At 59.6% G+C, this 22788-nt stretch carries 5 protein-coding genes; all 5 read right to left on the bottom strand.

The features are described 5' to 3' along the window. Window positions 1–43 precede the first annotated feature (43 nt). The 5 genes from WBR25_RS04200 to WBR25_RS04180 are packed head-to-tail and all read right to left on the bottom strand — an operon-like array spanning window position 44 to window position 22728. A complete protein-coding gene (locus WBR25_RS04200) occupies window positions 44–4441 on the bottom strand; it encodes a type I secretion C-terminal target domain-containing protein (protein WP_479749457.1) in 4398 nt (1465 codons plus the stop codon). After that, window positions 4438–10665: a beta strand repeat-containing protein gene (locus WBR25_RS04195; protein WP_479749456.1), complete on the bottom strand. Its 6228-nt coding sequence runs from the start codon at window positions 10663–10665 to the stop codon at window positions 4438–4440. The genes WBR25_RS04200 and WBR25_RS04195 overlap by 4 nt, the downstream gene beginning before the upstream one ends. Further along, the gene (locus tag WBR25_RS04190; RefSeq protein ID WP_479749455.1) at window positions 10662–20024 is read right to left on the bottom strand and encodes an immunoglobulin-like domain-containing protein; all 9363 of its coding nucleotides are present in this window, start codon (window positions 20022–20024) and stop codon (window positions 10662–10664) included. Before WBR25_RS04190 ends, WBR25_RS04195 begins: the two co-directional genes overlap by 4 nt. Continuing rightward, window positions 20018–20320 carry an immunoglobulin-like domain-containing protein gene (locus tag WBR25_RS04185; protein ID WP_479749454.1) on the bottom strand — a complete coding sequence of 101 codons (303 nt, stop codon included), beginning with the start codon at window positions 20318–20320 and terminating at the stop codon, window positions 20018–20020. The genes WBR25_RS04190 and WBR25_RS04185 overlap by 7 nt, the downstream gene beginning before the upstream one ends. Then, on the bottom strand, window positions 20314–22728 hold the full coding sequence (locus tag WBR25_RS04180; RefSeq protein ID WP_479749453.1) for a retention module-containing protein: 2415 nt from the start codon (window positions 22726–22728) through the stop codon (window positions 20314–20316). Before WBR25_RS04180 ends, WBR25_RS04185 begins: the two co-directional genes overlap by 7 nt. Window positions 22729–22788: the final 60 nt, after the last annotated feature.

Raw genomic sequence — 22788 nt, 5'->3', positions numbered from 1 at the left:
GCGGCAGATTGCTCTGCCGCTTTTTTATTGCCCCGAGTTAGGCTTACTTGTCGATATCGAGCATGTTGTTGGTCAACATGTAATCGATCACCTGGTTGGCCGTGGTGCCAGAACCGCCCGTCAGACTGTCGAAGGTATGGTTCATCAGCACAATTTCCTGAGTCACCGGCGCAGTACTGTTCTCCTTGACTTGCAGGTGCACCCCTTCATTGTCCTGGAACACCGAGAGCAGACTCTTCAGATCAGTCGTACTGTGAGAACCATCGTGATCCAGCAGATCGCTCAGATCCAGCTTGTCACCTTCCAAACGGTTGATGGTGCCTGACCCCTTGTTGAAGTCCATGATGTAATCCTTGGTCAGGGAGCCTGATACGGTATCCCCCTTGTTCCAGACAAAGGTATCAGCCCCTTCCCCACCAATCAGGATGTCATTGCCCAAACCACCGATCAGATAGTCATTACCAGTTCCACCATCCAGCACATCGCTTCCACTCCCTCCACGCAGCGCATCTTTGCCGTCACCACCGTAGAGATGGTCGTTACCCGAACCACCAAAAATGGCATCAGAGCCATTTTGACCATAGATTCGGTCATCTCCACCACCACCATGAGCAATGTCCAGATAGGCATTGCTGTTTGCAGTGATTTTCAGGTCGCTGTTTTCATTGTTGGGGTCTTGCAGCAGAAGCGAATCTGCTCCACGGCTGAAGTTATCCACGGCAAGCTCTGCTGCATCCTGTTTCTGCTGGGAATTGCTATCGAAACCGGATACATGGCTGTCTCCCAGATAGATAATATCGTTACCCTTACCCAGGTAGACCTTGTCGCCACCGACACCCACATCGACAACTATGCCGTTTTCAACGTGCTGCAGCGTCTTGTCGATCGGGGTACCAGTTCCGGATGTCGACCATTGCACTTTCTGATTACTGGCTGTGGGGTCATACATCTGCACAGAGTCGATCATATCGCCCGTTGACTTGATGTCATAACCCACAACAAAGGTCAGCGTACTTGCACTGGTGTCACCATCGAGATCTTTCAAGGTGTAACCGAAATCAAGCTTGACCGAGGGCGACACTGCAGCACCAAAGAACTGGTAACTGCCGTTATCAAGATCGACAATCAGCGAATGCTTGTTATCGATGTAGATAGTCAGCGTTTTGGTTGCAGCATCAAAGCTATGGCTGAGCGCACTCGAATTGCCTGCAGTAGTAACTGTGCTGCCGTCAAAGTTATACGTCACGCCGCGGATAGTAAGTTGGCCAACAAAACCACCATCAGCACCAACACCATATCCCTCAACACCGCTCAACAAATTACCGCCTATCGGCTGCACCACAGATTGCAACAGAATGGGAGGCAACTTGGTCACGTCCGGGACAATTACCGCATTGCCATCCACATTCAAGTAACCATCAAATGCAACTTTGTTCAGCTCGCCAGCTGGCACACTGTTCCCCATGCCGTATGCAAGCGCAGTCACCTTATTGTTCTGCAGATGCTTCGTCCACGCTGCCAGTTCACTCGCCTCAATGGTGTTGGGATTGCCGCCATCGCTACCTTCCGGTACGCCATCAGAGAGGAAATAGCTTACGTTGGAAGCACCGGTTAACGGTTTCGCATTATTAGTACCAATCCAATTCGTCTCGGCCAATTTAATAGCATCGTCATAATCCGTGCCCCCATTTGCAGTCAAACCGTTGATCCATGTTTTGGCTTGTTCAACAGTCATCCAGTATATCGGGTTGCTACTCGTGCCCTGATTAACCATACGAGCTGCATCACTGAACAGTACCAACTGCACCCGAGTTTGCCCTTGTGCCAGATATTGATCCAGCAACTGGTTGGCAGACTCCTTCATGACATCAAGGCGAGTCTTCCCATTGCCAGCATCTCGCCCCATCGAGCCGGAAATATCCAAAATCAGCTGCACATTGGCGCCAACCTTGGTTTCTGACTCCACGGCATGGAAGATCGGGCCAGCAACCGGTACATCGTCACGCACAGCCAAGTCAAACGAGCCAGTGGCAGTCTCAGCTCCAGATTTGCTTACCTCATAGTTGACGGTAAAGCGCAGTTCATCCTGGCTGGTCAACACTGTGCTCTGACCATCCACTGTGTGGCTAAGCGGCTTGAGCAGAGTAAAGGTGTAGCTCGGTGGATTGGCACTGTTATCCACCGTCACAGTAAAGGCCACATTGGCAGGGTTGTTACCAAAGTACCCTTTGAGCCCGGCGCCATCCTGAACAACGTTGACCGGCTGACCATCAATACCCGTCACCCCGCTCAGACCCGCGATGCCAACCAGTTTGAGTTGTACGCCAGAGACACTGCTACCAGTGCCATCCGTCACCTGCAGCGACTGAGTCACAGAAAGCGGGCCGCTAGCAGGCATACCCACAGGCTCAGGCAAGTGTGCATTTCCGCCAGACAAACCATCCTCATCAACCAGACCATTGCCCAGTCGCACAGAGAGATCGTTGTCAGTAATGGTTCCGGCTCCGGTCGCACCACCTACAGTCAGAGACAAGGTTTCAGTCTGTTCTACCAGCTTGTCATTCACTGTCGGCACTGACACGGTAAAGCTCGTCACACCGGCTGGTACTGAGATTTTGCTTGTGCTGCTGTTATAGGTAACACCGTGACTGAACTGCAGAGTTCCCCAGTCAGAGTTAGAGGCAGCATGAGTACCACTGCCCGCGATTGAGAGGCTGTACTCAGTCGCTACATTAGTCGCACCACTCAAGGTCACAACATGCTGCAAGGTAGCCCCTTCAACCACAGTGGCACTCGATACGCCGGTTACATCAGGGCGCGCCAGCGGGTTGACTGCAAAGCTGCCTTGCGAGCCGTCACCGTCCCGATCATAGGCCTTGAAGGTGAAGTCGATGTCGCCATCACCAACCGGACGCTGCATCTCTGCATACTGGAAGAATTCCCACTTGCCGGTAGCAGGGGTAAATTCCAGACGGAACACCAGGGTGCCATCGCTGGCTTCGCCATACAGGGTATTGGGTAAGCCCGGTTTGCTGGAAATGGAAATCTCTTTACCAGTAGCTGTCATCAAACCCACTTCATTGGATCCCAAAAGCCCTATATGTCCCTTGCCATCAGCCCCCCATTGCGGTGCCGCGGTCCCCGAGCCATAGGCAATTGCCTGCGGAGTAGAGGAGCCAAGGAACTCGATAGACTTGACGGTAAAGTCGCTGTTGTCCTTGACGTTGAACGAATTGCCGTTATCGGTTGCTTTGATCACCATGGTGTCAAAACCACCCTGCTGCACTTGGAAGTTCTGGTTGTACTCTCCCCCCGCAGCATCCGACCTAAAGGGAAGTGTTGAGATCAGTACTCCGTCACGGTAGAACTCGACCACGCCGCTCTCCAGCTCACCACCGAACATCTTGCTGAACTCGATCTTGGCACCGTAAGCCACAGTGCCAGCATCCAGTTTGATCACCAGCTCTTCAGATACCCCTGAGCCGTCTGCCAGTTTGCGGAAATCGACCTCGTTCTCAATATTGTGGTAAGGGGCTGTCGAGCTCTTGACACCAATGCCTTCGCCCGAGCCATTAACCAGAGCACCGGTCAAGACAGTAGACGTTGAAGAGAGGAACCCTTTAGCCGTAATGGTGAACTTGCCACCATCAATGCTGGTGCGATCCCCGCTATAACCAGTCATGCTGAACTTGCCGGTCAATACATCAGGAATACTGGTTTTCACCAGCGAAACCGCGGCAGCATCGCCAGCAATGGGGGCATCATCCTCCACAGTGATGGACAGCGAACCAATCGTAGTACTCTGACCATCAGAAACAGAGACTCCGATGTTGAGACTCAGCGTGTCCTCGGCAGTAGTCACCGGATGATCGAGGGCGCCTTTCAGAGTAACGTCATAACCCCAATCTCCTTTGGTACTACCTGCTGGTGAAGTCAGCTTGACATCAAGCACAGCCTTGTAGTCCGCACCACCCAAGGTACCGGTATACCCGGTCAACACTTTGCCTGATGCATCCCAGTTCCACTTCACATCCAGACCGCCGGACTTGAGTCCGGATGGACCAGAGAGGCTGACCGTCACACTACTGCTATCGACATCCCCCACAGTAATAGTGCCGCTGGCGACGGTCGCATTGGTGGTATCTGTATTACCTGCGTTATCAGGCAACCCGTTGGCCAGCCCCTCTTCGGACACCACCGCAGGTTTATTGATCACCACGGTAGGAGGAGCGTCGTTGTCGGTGATGGTGGCCGTGCCGGTCACGGTGCTGCTGGTGCCTGCACCGCTCAGGGTGTAGTTCTCGCTCGCCTCGAACACGGTGTCATTCACGGTGCTCACCTTGACGCTGAAGCTGCCGGTGTTGGCCGGTACCGTCACGTTGAAGGTGCCGTCTGCATTGACGTTCACAACCTGATCTACCCCGCCGATAGTGACGGTCACCTGGGTGCCGCTGAAGTCAGCCCCTTGGTGGCCGTGCCGCTGGCCAGGGTCAGCGTCAGCGTGGTCGGGGTGCTCGAGGTGTTGGTCAACCCCACCGCAAAGCTGTTGGCATTCCCTTCCACCACAGTGTCACCCACGATGGTCGCCACCTTCGGTGCACTGTCGTTGTCGGTGATGGTGGCCGTGCCGGTCACGGTGCTGCTGGTGCCTGCACCGCTCAGGGTGTAGTTCTCGCTCGCCTCGAACACGGTGTCATTCACGGTGCTCACCTTGACGCTGAAGCTGCCGGTGTTGGCCGGTACCGTCACGTTGAAGGTGCCGTCTGCATTGACGTTCACAACCTGATCTACCCCGCCGATAGTGACGGTCACCTGGGTGCCGCTGAAGTCGGCCCCCTTGGTAGCCGTGCCGCTGGCCAGGGTCAGCGTCAGCGTGGTCGGGGTGCTCGAGGTGTTGGTCAGCCCCACCGCAAAGCTGTTGGCATTCCCTTCCACCACAGTGTCACCCACGATGGTCGCCACCTTCGGTGCACTGTCGTTGTCAGTGATGGTGGCCGTGCCGGTCACGGTGCTGCTGGTGCCTGCACCGCTCAGGGTGTAGTTCTCGCTCGCCTCGAACACGGTGTCATTCACGGTGCTCACCTTGACGCTGAAGCTGCCGGTGTTGGCCGGTACCGTCACGTTGAAGGTGCCGTCTGCATTGACGTTCACAACCTGATCTACCCCGCCGATAGTGACGGTCACCTGGGTGCCGCTGAAGTCGGCCCCCTTGGTAGCCGTGCCGCTGGCCAGGGTCAGCGTCAGCGTGGTCGGGGTGCTCGAGGTGTTGGTCAGCCCCACCGCAAAGCTGTTGGCATTCCCTTCCACCACAGTGTCACCCACGATGGTCGCCACCTTCGGTGCACTGTCGTTGTCAGTGATGGTGGCCGTGCCGCTGACGCCAGCAGCGCCATTGGTGGTGATGCCATTGGCCTCGGTCACCTTCAGGCTGAAGGTTTCAGGGCCTTCGTAGACGCTGTCCTGGGTCGTGGCGACGGTCACGGTCAGGTTGGTGACACCCGCCGGAACAGTCACATCGCCATTGGTGGCCACAGTCAAGGTTTGGGTCTGACCATTGCCGTCCACATAAGTGACGGTCATGGTGCCAAGGTCGGCAGCTTCGGCAGTGCCGTACACCAGGCCGAGGTTGATGACCAGCGGTGCTTCGGTGGCATTGGACAGGCTGACGTTGAACACGGCATTGCTGCCTTCATTCACATTGCCCGCATCGCTGACGGCCAGAGCTGGCTTGTCATTGTCCGGATTCGGGCCCGGGCCGGTGCCATCGTCTTTGATGGTGGCATTGCCGCTGACGCCAGCAGCGCCATTGGTGGTGATGCCATTGGCCTCGGTCACCTTCAGGCTGAAGGTTTCAGGGCCTTCGTAGACGCTGTCCTGGGTCGTGGCGACGGTCACGGTCAGGTTGGTGACACCCGCCGGAACAGTCACATCGCCATTGGTGGCCACAGTCAAGGTTTGGGTCTGACCATTGCCGTCCACATAAGTGACGGTCATGGTGCCAAGGTCGGCAGCTTCGGCAGTGCCGTACACCAGGCCGAGGTTGATGACCAGCGGTGCTTCGGTGGCATTGGACAGGCTGACGTTGAACACGGCATTGCTGCCTTCATTCACATTGCCCGCATCGCTGACGGCCAGAGCTGGCTTGTCATTGTCCGGATTCGGGCCCGGGCCGGTGCCATCGTCTTTGATGGTGGCATTGCCGCTGACGCCAGCAGCGCCATTGGTGGTGATGCCATTGGCCTCGGTCACCTTCAGGCTGAAGGTTTCAGGGCCTTCGTAGACGCTGTCCTGGGTCGTGGCGACGGTCACGGTCAGGTTGGTGACACCCGCCGGAACAGTCACATCGCCATTGGTGGCCACAGTCAAGGTTTGGGTCTGACCATTGCCGTCCACATAAGTGACGGTCATGGTGCCAAGGTCGGCAGCTTCGGCAGTGCCGTACACCAGGCCGAGGTTGATGACCAGCGGTGCTTCGGTGGCATTGGACAGGCTGACGTTGAACACGGCATTGCTGCCTTCATTCACATTGCCCGCATCGCTGACGGCCAGAGCTGGCTTGTCATTGTCCGGATTCGGGCCCGGGCCGGTGCCATCGTCTTTGATGGTGGCATTGCCGCTGACGCCAGCAGCGCCATTGGTGGTGATGCCATTGGCCTCGGTCACCTTCAGGCTGAAGGTTTCAGGGCCTTCGTAGACGCTGTCCTGGGTCGTGGCGACGGTCACGGTCAGGTTGGTGACACCCGCCGGAACAGTCACATCGCCATTGGTGGCCACAGTCAAGGTTTGGGTCTGACCATTGCCGTCCACATAAGTGACGGTCATGGTGCCAAGGTCGGCAGCTTCGGCAGTGCCGTACACCAGGCCAAGATTGATGACCAGCGGTGCTTCGGTGGCATTGGACAGGCTGACGTTGAACACGGCATTGCTGCCTTCATTCACATTGCCCGCATCGCTGACGGCCAGAGCTGGCTTGTCATTGTCCGGATTCGGGCCCGGGCCGGTGCCATCGTCTTTGATGGTGGCATTGCCGCTGACGCCAGCAGCGCCATTGGTGGTGATGCCATTGGCCTCGGTCACCTTCAGGCTGAAGGTTTCAGGGCCTTCGTAGACGCTGTCCTGGGTCGTGGCGACGGTCACGGTCAGGTTGGTGACACCCGCCGGAACAGTCACATCGCCATTGGTGGCCACAGTCAAGGTTTGGGTCTGACCATTGCCGTCCACATAAGTGACGGTCATGGTGCCAAGGTCGGCAGCTTCGGCAGTGCCGTACACCAGGCCGAGGTTGATGACCAGCGGTGCTTCGGTGGCATTGGACAGGCTGACGTTGAACACGGCATTGCTGCCTTCATTCACATTGCCCGCATCGCTGACGGCCAGAGCTGGCTTGTCATTGTCCGGATTCGGGCCCGGGCCGGTGCCATCGTCTTTGATGGTGGCATTGCCGCTGACGCCAGCAGCGCCATTGGTGGTGATGCCATTGGCCTCGGTCACCTTCAGGCTGAAGGTTTCAGGGCCTTCGTAGACGCTGTCCTGGGTCGTGGCGACGGTCACGGTCAGGTTGGTGACACCCGCCGGAACAGTCACATCGCCATTGGTGGCCACAGTCAAGGTTTGGGTCTGACCATTGCCGTCCACATAAGTGACGGTCATGGTGCCAAGGTCGGCAGCTTCGGCAGTGCCGTACACCAGGCCAAGATTGATGACCAGCGGTGCTTCGGTGGCATTGGACAGGCTGACGTTGAACACGGCATTGCTGCCTTCATTCACATTGCCCGCATCGCTGACGGCCAGAGCTGGCTTGTCATTGTCCGGATTCGGGCCCGGGCCGGTGCCATCGTCTTTGATGGTGGCATTGCCGCTGACGCCAGCAGCGCCATTGGTGGTGATGCCATTGGCCTCGGTCACCTTCAGGCTGAAGGTTTCAGGGCCTTCGTAGACGCTGTCCTGGGTCGTGGCGACGGTCACGGTCAGGTTGGTGACACCCGCCGGAACAGTCACATCGCCATTGGTGGCCACAGTCAAGGTTTGGGTCTGACCATTGCCGTCCACATAAGTGACGGTCATGGTGCCAAGGTCGGCAGCTTCGGCAGTGCCGTACACCAGGCCGAGGTTGATGACCAGCGGTGCTTCGGTGGCATTGGACAGGCTGACGTTGAACACGGCATTGCTGCCTTCATTCACATTGCCCGCATCGCTGACGGCCAGAGCAGGCTTGTCATTGTCCGGGGTCGAGCCAGGGCCGGTGCCATCGTCTTTGATGGTGGCATTGCCGCTGACGCCAGCAGCGCCATTGGTGGTGATGCCATTGGCCTCGGTCACCTTCAGGCTGAAGGTTTCAGGGCCTTCGTAGACGCTGTCCTGGGTCGTGGCGACGGTCACGGTCAGGTTGGTGACACCCGCCGGAACAGTCACATCGCCATTGGTGGCCACAGTCAAGGTTTGGGTCTGACCATTGCCGTCCACATAAGTGACGGTCATGGTGCCAAGGTCGGCAGCTTCGGCAGTGCCGTACACCAGGCCGAGGTTGATGACCAGCGGTGCTTCGGTGGCATTGGACAGGCTGACGTTGAACACGGCATTGCTGCCTTCATTTACGTCGCCGGCGTTGCTGACGGCCAGAGCTGGCTTGTCATTGTCCGGGGTCGAGCCAGGGCCGGTGCCATCGTCTTTGATGGTGGCATTGCCGCTGACGCCAGCAGCGCCATTGGTGGTGATGCCATTGGCCTCGGTCACCTTCAGGCTGAAGGTTTCAGGGCCTTCGTAGACGCTGTCCTGGGTCGTGGCGACGGTCACGGTCAGGTTGGTGACACCCGCCGGAACAGTCACATCGCCATTGGTGGCCACAGTCAAGGTTTGGGTCTGACCATTGCCGTCCACATAAGTGACGGTCATGGTGCCAAGGTCGGCAGCTTCGGCAGTGCCGTACACCAGGCCGAGATTGATGACCAGCGGTGCTTCGGTGGCATTGGACAGGCTGACGTTGAACACGGCATTGCTGCCTTCATTCACATTGCCCGCATCGCTGACGGCCAGAGCTGGCTTGTCATTGTCCGGATTCGGGCCCGGGCCGGTGCCATCGTCTTTGATGGTGGCATTGCCGCTGACGCCAGCAGCGCCATTGGTGGTGATGCCATTGGCCTCGGTCACCTTCAGGCTGAAGGTTTCAGGGCCTTCGTAGACGCTGTCCTGGGTCGTGGCGACGGTCACGGTCAGGTTGGTGACACCCGCCGGAACAGTCACATCGCCATTGGTGGCCACAGTCAAGGTTTGGGTCTGACCATTGCCGTCCACATAAGTGACGGTCATGGTGCCAAGGTCGGCAGCTTCGGCAGTGCCGTACACCAGGCCGAGGTTGATGACCAGCGGTGCTTCGGTGGCATTGGACAGGCTGACGTTGAACACGGCATTGCTGCCTTCATTCACATTGCCCGCATCGCTGACGGCCAGAGCTGGCTTGTCATTGTCCGGATTCGGGCCCGGGCCGGTGCCATCGTCTTTGATGGTGGCATTGCCGCTGACGCCAGCAGCGCCATTGGTGGTGATGCCATTGGCCTCGGTCACCTTCAGGCTGAAGGTTTCAGGGCCTTCGTAGACGCTGTCCTGGGTCGTGGCGACGGTCACGGTCAGGTTGGTGACACCCGCCGGAACAGTCACATCGCCATTGGTGGCCACAGTCAAGGTTTGGGTCTGACCATTGCCGTCCACATAAGTGACGGTCATGGTGCCAAGGTCGGCAGCTTCGGCAGTGCCGTACACCAGGCCGAGGTTGATGACCAGCGGTGCTTCGGTGGCATTGGACAGGCTGACGTTGAACACGGCATTGCTGCCTTCATTCACATTGCCCGCATCGCTGACGGCCAGAGCTGGCTTGTCATTGTCCGGATTCGGGCCCGGGCCGGTGCCATCGTCTTTGATGGTGGCATTGCCGCTGACGCCAGCAGCGCCATTGGTGGTGATGCCATTGGCCTCGGTCACCTTCAGGCTGAAGGTTTCAGGGCCTTCGTAGACGCTGTCCTGGGTCGTGGCGACGGTCACGGTCAGGTTGGTGACACCCGCCGGAACAGTCACATCGCCATTGGTGGCCACAGTCAAGGTTTGGGTCTGACCATTGCCGTCCACATAAGTGACGGTCATGGTGCCAAGGTCGGCAGCTTCGGCAGTGCCGTACACCAGGCCGAGGTTGATGACCAGCGGTGCTTCGGTGGCATTGGACAGGCTGACGTTGAACACGGCATTGCTGCCTTCATTCACATTGCCCGCATCGCTGACGGCCAGAGCTGGCTTGTCATTGTCCGGATTCGGGCCCGGGCCGGTGCCATCGTCTTTGATGGTGGCATTGCCGCTGACGCCAGCAGCGCCATTGGTGGTGATGCCATTGGCCTCGGTCACCTTCAGGCTGAAGGTTTCAGGGCCTTCGTAGACGCTGTCCTGGGTCGTGGCGACGGTCACGGTCAGGTTGGTGACACCCGCCGGAACAGTCACATCGCCATTGGTGGCCACAGTCAAGGTTTGGGTCTGACCATTGCCGTCCACATAAGTGACGGTCATGGTGCCAAGGTCGGCAGCTTCGGCAGTGCCGTACACCAGGCCAAGATTGATGACCAGCGGTGCTTCGGTGGCATTGGACAGGCTGACGTTGAACACGGCATTGCTGCCTTCATTCACATTGCCCGCATCGCTGACGGCCAGAGCTGGCTTGTCATTGTCCGGATTCGGGCCGGGCCGGTGCCATCGTCTTTGATGGTGGCATTGCCGCTGACGCCAGCAGCGCCATTGGTGGTGATGCCATTGGCCTCGGTCACCTTCAGGCTGAAGGTTTCAGGGCCTTCGTAGACGCTGTCCTGGGTCGTGGCGACGGTCACGGTCAGGTTGGTGACACCCGCCGGAACAGTCACATCGCCATTGGTGGCCACAGTCAAGGTTTGGGTCTGACCATTGCCGTCCACATAAGTGACGGTCATGGTGCCAAGGTCGGCAGCTTCGGCAGTGCCGTACACCAGGCCGAGGTTGATGACCAGCGGTGCTTCGGTGGCATTGGACAGGCTGACGTTGAACACGGCATTGCTGCCTTCATTCACATTGCCCGCATCGCTGACGGCCAGAGCAGGCTTGTCATTGTCCGGGGTCGAGCCAGGGCCGGTGCCATCGTCTTTGATGGTGGCATTGCCGCTGACGCCAGCAGCGCCATTGGTGGTGATGCCATTGGCCTCGGTCACCTTCAGGCTGAAGGTTTCAGGGCCTTCGTAGACGCTGTCCTGGGTCGTGGCGACGGTCACGGTCAGGTTGGTGACACCCGCCGGAACAGTCACATCGCCATTGGTGGCCACAGTCAAGGTTTGGGTCTGACCATTGCCGTCCACATAAGTGACGGTCATGGTGCCAAGGTCGGCAGCTTCGGCAGTGCCGTACACCAGGCCGAGATTGATGACCAGCGGTGCTTCGGTGGCATTGGACAGGCTGACGTTGAACACGGCATTGCTGCCTTCATTCACATTGCCCGCATCGCTGACGGCCAGAGCTGGCTTGTCATTGTCCGGATTCGGGCCCGGGCCGGTGCCATCGTCTTTGATGGTGGCATTGCCGCTGACGCCAGCAGCGCCATTGGTGGTGATGCCATTGGCCTCGGTCACCTTCAGGCTGAAGGTTTCAGGGCCTTCGTAGACGCTGTCCTGGGTCGTGGCGACGGTCACGGTCAGGTTGGTGACACCCGCCGGAACAGTCACATCGCCATTGGTGGCCACAGTCAAGGTTTGGGTCTGACCATTGCCGTCCACATAAGTGACGGTCATGGTGCCAAGGTCGGCAGCTTCGGCAGTGCCGTACACCAGGCCGAGATTGATGACCAGCGGTGCTTCGGTGGCATTGGACAGGCTGACGTTGAACACGGCATTGCTGCCTTCATTTACGTCGCCGGCGTTGCTGACGGCCAGAGCTGGCTTGTCATTGTCCGGGGTCGAGCCAGGGCCGGTGCCATCGTCTTTGATGGTGGCATTGCCGCTGACGCCAGCAGCGCCATTGGTGGTGATGCCATTGGCCTCGGTCACCTTCAGGCTGAAGGTTTCAGGGCCTTCGTAGACGCTGTCCTGGGTCGTGGCGACGGTCACGGTCAGGTTGGTGACACCCGCCGGAACAGTCACATCGCCATTGGTGGCCACAGTCAAGGTTTGGGTCTGACCATTGCCGTCCACATAAGTGACGGTCATGGTGCCAAGGTCGGCAGCTTCGGCAGTGCCGTACACCAGGCCGAGATTGATGACCAGCGGTGCTTCGGTGGCATTGGACAGGCTGACGTTGAACACGGCATTGCTGCCTTCATTCACATTGCCCGCATCGCTGACGGCCAGAGCTGGCTTGTCATTGTCCGGATTCGGGCCCGGGCCGGTGCCATCGTCTTTGATGGTGGCATTGCCGCTGACGCCAGCAGCGCCATTGGTGGTGATGCCATTGGCCTCGGTCACCTTCAGGCTGAAGGTTTCAGGGCCTTCGTAGACGCTGTCCTGGGTCGTGGCGACGGTCACGGTCAGGTTGGTGACACCCGCCGGAACAGTCACATCGCCATTGGTGGCCACAGTCAAGGTTTGGGTCTGACCATTGCCGTCCACATAAGTGACGGTCATGGTGCCAAGGTCGGCAGCTTCGGCAGTGCCGTACACCAGGCCGAGGTTGATGACCAGCGGTGCTTCGGTGGCATTGGACAGGCTGACGTTGAACACGGCATTGCTGCCTTCATTCACATTGCCCGCATCGCTGACGGCCAGAGCTGGCTTGTCATTGTCCGGATTCGGGCCCGGGCCGGTGCCATCGTCTTTGATGGTGGCATTGCCGCTGACGCCAGCAGCGCCATTGGTGGTGATGCCATTGGCCTCGGTCACCTTCAGGCTGAAGGTTTCAGGGCCTTCGTAGACGCTGTCCTGGGTCGTGGCGACGGTCACGGTCAGGTTGGTGACACCCGCCGGAACAGTCACATCGCCATTGGTGGCCACAGTCAAGGTTTGGGTCTGACCATTGCCGTCCACATAAGTGACGGTCATGGTGCCAAGGTCGGCAGCTTCGGCAGTGCCGTACACCAGGCCGAGATTGATGACCAGCGGTGCTTCGGTGGCATTGGACAGGCTGACGTTGAACACGGCATTGCTGCCTTCATTCACATTGCCCGCATCGCTGACGGCCAGAGCTGGCTTGTCATTGTCCGGATTCGGGCCCGGGCCGGTGCCATCGTCTTTGATGGTGGCATTGCCGCTGACGCCAGCAGCGCCATTGGTGGTGATGCCATTGGCCTCGGTCACCTTCAGGCTGAAGGTTTCAGGGCCTTCGTAGACGCTGTCCTGGGTCGTGGCGACGGTCACGGTCAGGTTGGTGACACCCGCCGGAACAGTCACATCGCCATTGGTGGCCACAGTCAAGGTTTGGGTCTGACCATTGCCGTCCACATAAGTGACGGTCATGGTGCCAAGGTCGGCAGCTTCGGCAGTGCCGTACACCAGGCCGAGGTTGATGACCAGCGGTGCTTCGGTGGCATTGGACAGGCTGACGTTGAACACGGCATTGCTGCCTTCATTCACATTGCCCGCATCGCTGACGGCCAGAGCTGGCTTGTCATTGTCCGGATTCGGGCCCGGGCCGGTGCCATCGTCTTTGATGGTGGCATTGCCGCTGACGCCAGCAGCGCCATTGGTGGTGATGCCATTGGCCTCGGTCACCTTCAGGCTGAAGGTTTCAGGGCCTTCGTAGACGCTGTCCTGGGTCGTGGCGACGGTCACGGTCAGGTTGGTGACACCCGCCGGAACAGTCACATCGCCATTGGTGGCCACAGTCAAGGTTTGGGTCTGACCATTGCCGTCCACATAAGTGACGGTCATGGTGCCAAGGTCGGCAGCTTCGGCAGTGCCGTACACCAGGCCGAGGTTGATGACCAGCGGTGCTTCGGTGGCATTGGACAGGCTGACGTTGAACACGGCATTGCTGCCTTCATTCACATTGCCCGCATCGCTGACGGCCAGAGCTGGCTTGTCATTGTCCGGATTCGGGCCCGGGCCGGTGCCATCGTCTTTGATGGTGGCATTGCCGCTGACGCCAGCAGCGCCATTGGTGGTGATGCCATTGGCCTCGGTCACCTTCAGGCTGAAGGTTTCAGGGCCTTCGTAGACGCTGTCCTGGGTCGTGGCGACGGTCACGGTCAGGTTGGTGACACCCGCCGGAACAGTCACATCGCCATTGGTGGCCACAGTCAAGGTTTGGGTCTGACCATTGCCGTCCACATAAGTGACGGTCATGGTGCCAAGGTCGGCAGCTTCGGCAGTGCCGTACACCAGGCCGAGGTTGATGACCAGCGGTGCTTCGGTGGCATTGGACAGGCTGACGTTGAACACGGCATTGCTGCCTTCATTCACATTGCCCGCATCGCTGACGGCCAGAGCTGGCTTGTCATTGTCCGGATTCGGGCCCGGGCCGGTGCCATCGTCTTTGATGGTGGCATTGCCGCTGACGCCAGCAGCGCCATTGGTGGTGATGCCATTGGCCTCGGTCACCTTCAGGCTGAAGGTTTCAGGGCCTTCGTAGACGCTGTCCTGGGTCGTGGCGACGGTCACGGTCAGGTTGGTGACACCCGCCGGAACAGTCACATCGCCATTGGTGGCCACAGTCAAGGTTTGGGTCTGACCATTGCCGTCCACATAAGTGACGGTCATGGTGCCAAGGTCGGCAGCTTCGGCAGTGCCGTACACCAGGCCGAGGTTGATGACCAGCGGTGCTTCGGTGGCATTGGACAGGCTGACGTTGAACACGGCATTGCTGCCTTCATTCACATTGCCCGCATCGCTGACGGCCAGAGCTGGCTTGTCATTGTCCGGATTCGGGCCCGGGCCGGTGCCATCGTCTTTGATGGTGGCATTGCCGCTGACGCCAGCAGCGCCATTGGTGGTGATGCCATTGGCCTCGGTCACCTTCAGGCTGAAGGTTTCAGGGCCTTCGTAGACGCTGTCCTGGGTCGTGGCGACGGTCACGGTCAGGTTGGTGACACCCGCCGGAACAGTCACATCGCCATTGGTGGCCACAGTCAAGGTTTGGGTCTGACCATTGCCGTCCACATAAGTGACGGTCATGGTGCCAAGGTCGGCAGCTTCGGCAGTGCCGTACACCAGGCCGAGGTTGATGACCAGCGGTGCTTCGGTGGCATTGGACAGGCTGACGTTGAACACGGCATTGCTGCCTTCATTCACATTGCCCGCATCGCTGACGGCCAGAGCTGGCTTGTCATTGTCCGGATTCGGGCCCGGGCCGGTGCCATCGTCTTTGATGGTGGCATTGCCGCTGACGCCAGCAGCGCCATTGGTGGTGATGCCATTGGCCTCGGTCACCTTCAGGCTGAAGGTTTCAGGGCCTTCGTAGACGCTGTCCTGGGTCGTGGCGACGGTCACGGTCAGGTTGGTGACACCCGCCGGAACAGTCACATCGCCATTGGTGGCCACAGTCAAGGTTTGGGTCTGACCATTGCCGTCCACATAAGTGACGGTCATGGTGCCAAGGTCGGCAGCTTCGGCAGTGCCGTACACCAGGCCAAGATTGATGACCAGCGGTGCTTCGGTGGCATTGGACAGGCTGACGTTGAACACGGCATTGCTGCCTTCATTTACGTCGCCGGCGTTGCTGACGGCCAGAGCTGGCTTGTCATTGTCCGGGGTCGAGCCAGGGCCGGTGCCATCGTCTTTGATGGTGGCATTGCCGCTGACGCCAGCAGCGCCATTGGTGGTGATGCCATTGGCCTCGGTCACCTTCAGGCTGAAGGTTTCAGGGCCTTCGTAGACGCTGTCCTGGGTCGTGGCGACGGTCACGGTCAGGTTGGTGACACCCGCCGGAACAGTCACATCGCCATTGGTGGCCACAGTCAAGGTTTGGGTCTGACCATTGCCGTCCACATAAGTGACGGTCATGGTGCCAAGGTCGGCAGCTTCGGCAGTGCCGTACACCAGGCCGAGATTGATGACCAGCGGTGCTTCGGTGGCATTGGACAGGCTGACGTTGAACACGGCATTGCTGCCTTCATTCACATTGCCCGCATCGCTGACGGCCAGAGCTGGCTTGTCATTGTCCGGATTCGGGCCCGGGCCGGTGCCATCGTCTTTGATGGTGGCATTGCCGCTGACGCCAGCAGCGCCATTGGTGGTGATGCCATTGGCCTCGGTCACCTTCAGGCTGAAGGTTTCAGGGCCTTCGTAGACGCTGTCCTGGGTCGTGGCGACGGTCACGGTCAGGTTGGTGACACCCGCCGGAACAGTCACATCGCCATTGGTGGCCACAGTCAAGGTTTGGGTCTGACCATTGCCGTCCACATAAGTGACGGTCATGGTGCCAAGGTCGGCAGCTTCGGCAGTGCCGTACACCAGGCCGAGGTTGATGACCAGCGGTGCTTCGGTGGCATTGGACAGGCTGACGTTGAACACGGCATTGCTGCCTTCATTCACATTGCCCGCATCGCTGACGGCCAGAGCTGGCTTGTCATTGTCCGGATTCGGGCCCGGGCCGGTGCCATCGTCTTTGATGGTGGCATTGCCGCTGACGCCAGCAGCGCCATTGGTGGTGATGCCATTGGCCTCGGTCACCTTCAGGCTGAAGGTTTCAGGGCCTTCGTAGACGCTGTCCTGGGTCGTGGCGACGGTCACGGTCAGGTTGGTGACACCCGCCGGAACAGTCACATCGCCATTGGTGGCCACAGTCAAGGTTTGGGTCTGACCATTGCCGTCCACATAAGTGACGGTCATGGTGCCAAGGTCGGCAGCTTCGGCAGTGCCGTACACCAGGCCGAGATTGATGACCAGCGGTGCTTCGGTGGCATTGGACAGGCTGACGTTGAACACGGCATTGCTGCCTTCATTCACATTGCCCGCATCGCTGACGGCCAGAGCTGGCTTGTCATTGTCCGGATTCGGGCCCGGGCCGGTGCCATCGTCTTTGATGGTGGCATTGCCGCTGACGCCAGCAGCGCCATTGGTGGTGATGCCATTGGCCTCGGTCACCTTCAGGCTGAAGGTTTCAGGGCCTTCGTAGACGCTGTCCTGGGTCGTGGCGACGGTCACGGTCAGGTTGGTGACACCCGCCGGAACAGTCACATCGCCATTGGTGGCCACAGTCAAGGTTTGGGTCTGACCATTGCCGTCCACATAAGTGACGGTCATGGTGCCAAGGTCGGCAGCTTCGGCAGTGCCGTACACCAGGCCAAGATTGATGACCAGCGGTGCTTCGGTGGCATTGGACAGGCTGACGTTGAACACGGCATTGCTGCCTTCATTCACATTGCCCGCATCGCTGACGGCCAGAGCTGGCTTGTCATTGTCCGGATTCGGGCCCGGGCCGGTGCCATCGTCTTTGATGGTGGCATTGCCGCTGACGCCAGCAGCGCCATTGGTGGTGATGCCATTGGCCTCGGTCACCTTCAGGCTGAAGGTTTCAGGGCCTTCGTAGACGCTGTCCTGGGTCGTGGCGACGGTCACGGTCAGGTTGGTGACACCCGCCGGAACAGTCACATCGCCATTGGTGGCCACAGTCAAGGTTTGGGTCTGACCATTGCCGTCCACATAAGTGACGGTCATGGTGCCAAGGTCGGCAGCTTCGGCAGTGCCGTACACCAGGCCAAGATTGATGACCAGCGGTGCTTCGGTGGCATTGGACAGGCTGACGTTGAACACGGCATTGCTGCCTTCATTCACATTGCCCGCATCGCTGACGGCCAGAGCTGGCTTGTCATTGTCCGGATTCGGGCCCGGGCCGGTGCCATCGTCTTTGATGGTGGCATTGCCGCTGACGCCAGCAGCGCCATTGGTGGTGATGCCATTGGCCTCGGTCACCTTCAGGCTGAAGGTTTCAGGGCCTTCGTAGACGCTGTCCTGGGTCGTGGCGACGGTCACGGTCAGGTTGGTGACACCCGCCGGAACAGTCACATCGCCATTGGTGGCCACAGTCAAGGTTTGGGTCTGACCATTGCCGTCCACATAAGTGACGGTCATGGTGCCAAGGTCGGCAGCTTCGGCAGTGCCGTACACCAGGCCAAGATTGATGACCAGCGGTGCTTCGGTGGCATTGGACAGGCTGACGTTGAACACGGCATTGCTGCCTTCATTCACATTGCCCGCATCGCTGACGGCCAGAGCTGGCTTGTCATTGTCCGGATTCGGGCCCGGGCCGGTGCCATCGTCTTTGATGGTGGCATTGCCGCTGACGCCAGCAGCGCCATTGGTGGTGATGCCATTGGCCTCGGTCACCTTCAGGCTGAAGGTTTCAGGGCCTTCGTAGACGCTGTCCTGGGTCGTGGCGACGGTCACGGTCAGGTTGGTGACACCCGCCGGAACAGTCACATCGCCATTGGTGGCCACAGTCAAGGTTTGGGTCTGACCATTGCCGTCCACATAAGTGACGGTCATGGTGCCAAGGTCGGCAGCTTCGGCAGTGCCGTACACCAGGCCAAGATTGATGACCAGCGGTGCTTCGGTGGCATTGGACAGGCTGACGTTGAACACGGCATTGCTGCCTTCATTCACATTGCCCGCATCGCTGACGGCCAGGGTTGGACGGTCTGCATCATCAGTGATAATCGTCTTGATTTTCGCGTCTGACAGATCCAGTTTCTCAAAACCTAAAGTACCTGCAGGCACTTGAATGCCGCTGACAGAGACCTCAAAAATTTCGTTTCCTTCATAAGTAGAGTCAACCAACGTCGCAATGCTAAACATTGCCGTCTTGCCATCGGCACCAATAACCGCCTGTGTGGTCTCGGTGATGTCAGCACCACTGGCAGTAGTGTAGGTGTAGCTCAGGGTCACGATGCTACCGACCGGTGCTGCATTGCTCAGGGTCACGGTGTAGGTCGCCGTAGCCTCGCCCTCCACCACACTGCCTGGCCCGCGCAGGGTCACGGTGGTCACGTCGCTGTCGTCCACCACGGTGTTGCTGACGCTGCCGGCGGTGGTCACGCTCTCGTAGTTGCCGCCGCTGATACCGCTGATACTGACGCTCAGCGTCTCGTTACCCTGCTGATAGGCATCGTCGGCCCGCACCGGCACCGGCTCGCTGTTGGCGCTGCTGCTGCCCACCGGAATGGTGATCACCACCCCGTTGGAGAGGGTTACGGTCAGCGGACTGCCGGTCACCGGGTTGCTGACGCTGGCGGTGTAGACAATGCTGCCGCCCTCGGTCACGGTCTGGCCATTGGTGGCCGAGCTCAGGGTCACCGTGGTGGTGTCCACGGTGTCGGCCACCTCGGTGGTCACCTTGCTGCTGGTGTCCAGCTGCTCGTAGTTGCCACCGCTGCTGCCGGTGATGCTCACCGTCAGGCTGCTGCCATCTTTGTAAACGTCGTCACTCGGGGCATCGACCGTCACGCTGCCGCTCAGCTCGCCCGCCTTGATGGTGATGCTGGCGCCGTTGGACAGGGTCAGCACCAGGTCACTCTGCGGGGCGTTGTTGACACTGGCGCTGTAGGTGATCTGCCCACCTTCGTTGACCTGCGCCGGTGCGCTCAGGGTCACCGTGGTGGTGTCCACGGTGTCGGCCACCTCGGTGGTCACCTTGCTGCTGGTGTCCAGCTGCTCGTAGTTGCCACCGCTGCTGCCGGTGATGCTCACCGTCAGGCTGCTGCCATCTTTGTAAACGTCGTCACTCGGGGCATCGACCGTCACGCTGCCGCTCAGCTCGCCCGCCTTGATGGTGATGCTGGCGCCGTTGGACAGGGTCAGCACCAGGTCACTCTGCGGGGCGTTGTTGACACTGGCGCTGTAGGTGATCTGCCCACCTTCGTTGACCTGCGCCGGTGCGCTCAGGGTCACCGTGGTGGTGTCCACGGTGTCGGCCACCTCGGTGGTCACCTTGCTGCTGGTGTCCAGCTGCTCGTAGTTGCCACCGCTGCTGCCGGTGATGCTCACCGTCAGGCTGCTGCCATCTTTGTAAACGTCGTCACTCGGGGCATCGACCGTCACGCTGCCGCTCAGCTCGCCCGCCTTGATGGTGATGCTGGCGCCGTTGGACAGGGTCAGCACCAGGTCACTCTGCGGGGCGTTGTTGACACTGGCGCTGTAGGTGATCTGCCCCCTTCGTTGACCTGCGCCGGTGCGCTCAGGGTCACCGTGGTGGTGTCCACGGTGTCGGCCACCTCGGTGGTCACCTTGCTGCTGGTGTCCAGCTGCTCGTAGTTGCCACCGCTGCTGCCGGTGATGCTCACCGTCAGGCTGCTGCCATCTTTGTAAACGTCGTCACTCGGGGCATCGACCGTCACGCTGCCGCTCAGCTCGCCCGCCTTGATGGTGATGCTGGCGCCGTTGGACAGGGTCAGCACCAGGTCACTCTGCGGGGCGTTGTTGACACTGGCGCTGTAGGTGATCTGCCCCCTTCGTTGACCTGCGCCGGTGCGCTCAGGGTCACCGTGGTGGTGTCCACGGTGTCGGCCACCTCGGTGGTCACCTTGCTGCTGGTGTCCAGCTGCTCGTAGTTGCCACCGCTGCTGCCGGTGATGCTCACCGTCAGGCTGCTGCCATCTTTGTAAACGTCGTCACTCGGGGCATCGACCGTCACGCTGCCGCTCAGCTCGCCCGCCTTGATGGTGATGCTGGCGCCGTTGGACAGGGTCAGCACCAGGTCACTCTGCGGGGCGTTGTTGACACTGGCGCTGTAGGTGATCTGCCCACCTTCGTTGACCTGCGCCGGTGCGCTCAGGGTCACCGTGGTGGTGTCCACGGTGTCGGCCACCTCGGTGGTCACCTTGCTGCTGGTGTCCAGCTGCTCGTAGTTGCCACCGCTGCTGCCGGTGATGCTCACCGTCAGGCTGCTGCCATCTTTGTAAACGTCGTCACTCGGGGCATCGACCGTCACGCTGCCGCTCAGCTCGCCCGCCTTGATGGTGATGCTGGCGCCGTTGGACAGGGTCAGCACCAGGTCACTCTGCGGGGCGTTGTTGACACTGGCGCTGTAGGTGATCTGCCCACCTTCGTTGACCTGCGCCGGTGCGCTCAGGGTCACCGTGGTGGTGTCCACGGTGTCGGCCACCTCGGTGGTCACCTTGCTGCTGGTGTCCAGCTGCTCGTAGTTGCCACCGCTGCTGCCGGTGATGCTCACCGTCAGGCTGCTGCCATCTTTGTAAACGTCGTCACTCGGGGCATCGACCGTCACGCTGCCGCTCAGCTCGCCCGCCTTGATGGTGATGCTGGCGCCGTTGGACAGGGTCAGCACCAGGTCACTCTGCGGGGCGTTGTTGACACTGGCGCTGTAGGTGATCTGCCCACCTTCGTTGACCTGCGCCGGTGCGCTCAGGGTCACCGTGGTGGTGTCCACGGTGTCGGCCACCTCGGTGGTTACCTTGCTGCTGGTGTCCAGCTGCTCGTAGTTGCCACCGCTGCTGCCGGTGATGCTCACCGTCAGGCTGCTGCCATCTTTGTAAACGTCGTCACTCGGGGCATCGACCGTCACGCTGCCGCTCAGCTCGCCCGCCTTGATGGTGATGCTGGCGCCGTTGGACAGGGTCAGCACCAGGTCACTCTGCGGGGCGTTGTTGACACTGGCGCTGTAGGTGATCTGCCCACCTTCGTTGACCTGCGCCGGTGCGCTCAGGGTCACCGTGGTGGTGTCCACGGTGTCGGCCACCTCGGTGGTCACCTTGCTGCTGGTGTCCAGCTGCTCGTAGTTGCCACCGCTGCTGCCGGTGATGCTCACCGTCAGGCTGCTGCCATCTTTGTAAACGTCGTCACTCGGGGCATCGACCGTCACGCTGCCGCTCAGCTCGCCCGCCTTGATGGTGATGCTGGCGCCGTTGGACAGGGTCAGCACCAGGTCACTCTGCGGGGCGTTGTTGACACTGGCGCTGTAGGTGATCTGCCCACCTTCGTTGACCTGCGCCGGTGCGCTCAGGGTCACCGTGGTGGTGTCCACGGTGTCGTTAATCTGGGTAGTCGTTGAAGGTCCAGTGATAATCTGGTTGAAACCACCGCCCTGAGTACCGGTAATCGAAACGGTGATCGTTGACGGGTCGACATAAGGGCTGTCCGCTGGAGCAGCAACAGTGACTGAACCGGAACTCTGGCCGACGGGAATGGTGATCACTACACCATTTGACAGCTGAATAACCAAGTCAGAACCAAAAACAGGTTCATCTAATGTCGCAGTAAAGGTGATAAACCCACCTTCATTCACCTGTGCATCTGCACTCAAGACAAGGTCGGCGGAGGTAAAAAGAGGATCATCTTCACCAACTGCTTCAAGCAGTGGCTCACCATTGGCGTTGTAGGTGGTATCGAAGGTAGCTTCGGCAATGGTTGCGGAACCGGTACGGTCGATGGTGACAAAACCGCCGTTGCCACTGGCACCGGCGACGCCCCCAATACCGCCACCACCGGCGGCAGGTGCACCACCTGCTGCAGAGGCTTCAAAGGCCTGGGTCGGGTCAGCGCCCCCCAAGATCGCCTGTTGCAGGGCATTGATATCATCAGGAGTACCTGCAGCGCCGTTTTGCGCCAGCTGGGGAGCATCTCCCTCTTCGGCAGGCTCACTCTGTTCGCTGGCTGGTTGCACATTGAACGACTGTCCGCCGCCCATGAAACTGGCGCCATCCGGCGACATGATCACCGCCCCTTTCGGCAGCACATCACCTTCAGCCAACAGCTTCCGGCTGCCATCTGCGGCAACCAGATAAATTTGTCCTTTAAGTTGGGTTACGGTTACGCCCAGTTCCAAGGTAACGGCATTGGTGATCATGTTCTCTCCTGAATCCTGATTTGAATGCAATAAGCCACAGCCTACTTTGCAGACTGAGGG

It is taken from the genome of Aeromonas sp. MTB, from assembly GCF_056632455.1.
This window is presented reverse-complemented; position numbering and strand designations above follow the sequence as displayed.

What these genes read in the sequence shown, in the direction of transcription:
- WBR25_RS04180 (WP_479749453.1), bottom strand. Translation starts at nt 22,728, where the DNA reads ATGATCACCAATGCCGTTACCTTGGAACTGGGCGTAACCGTAACCCAA.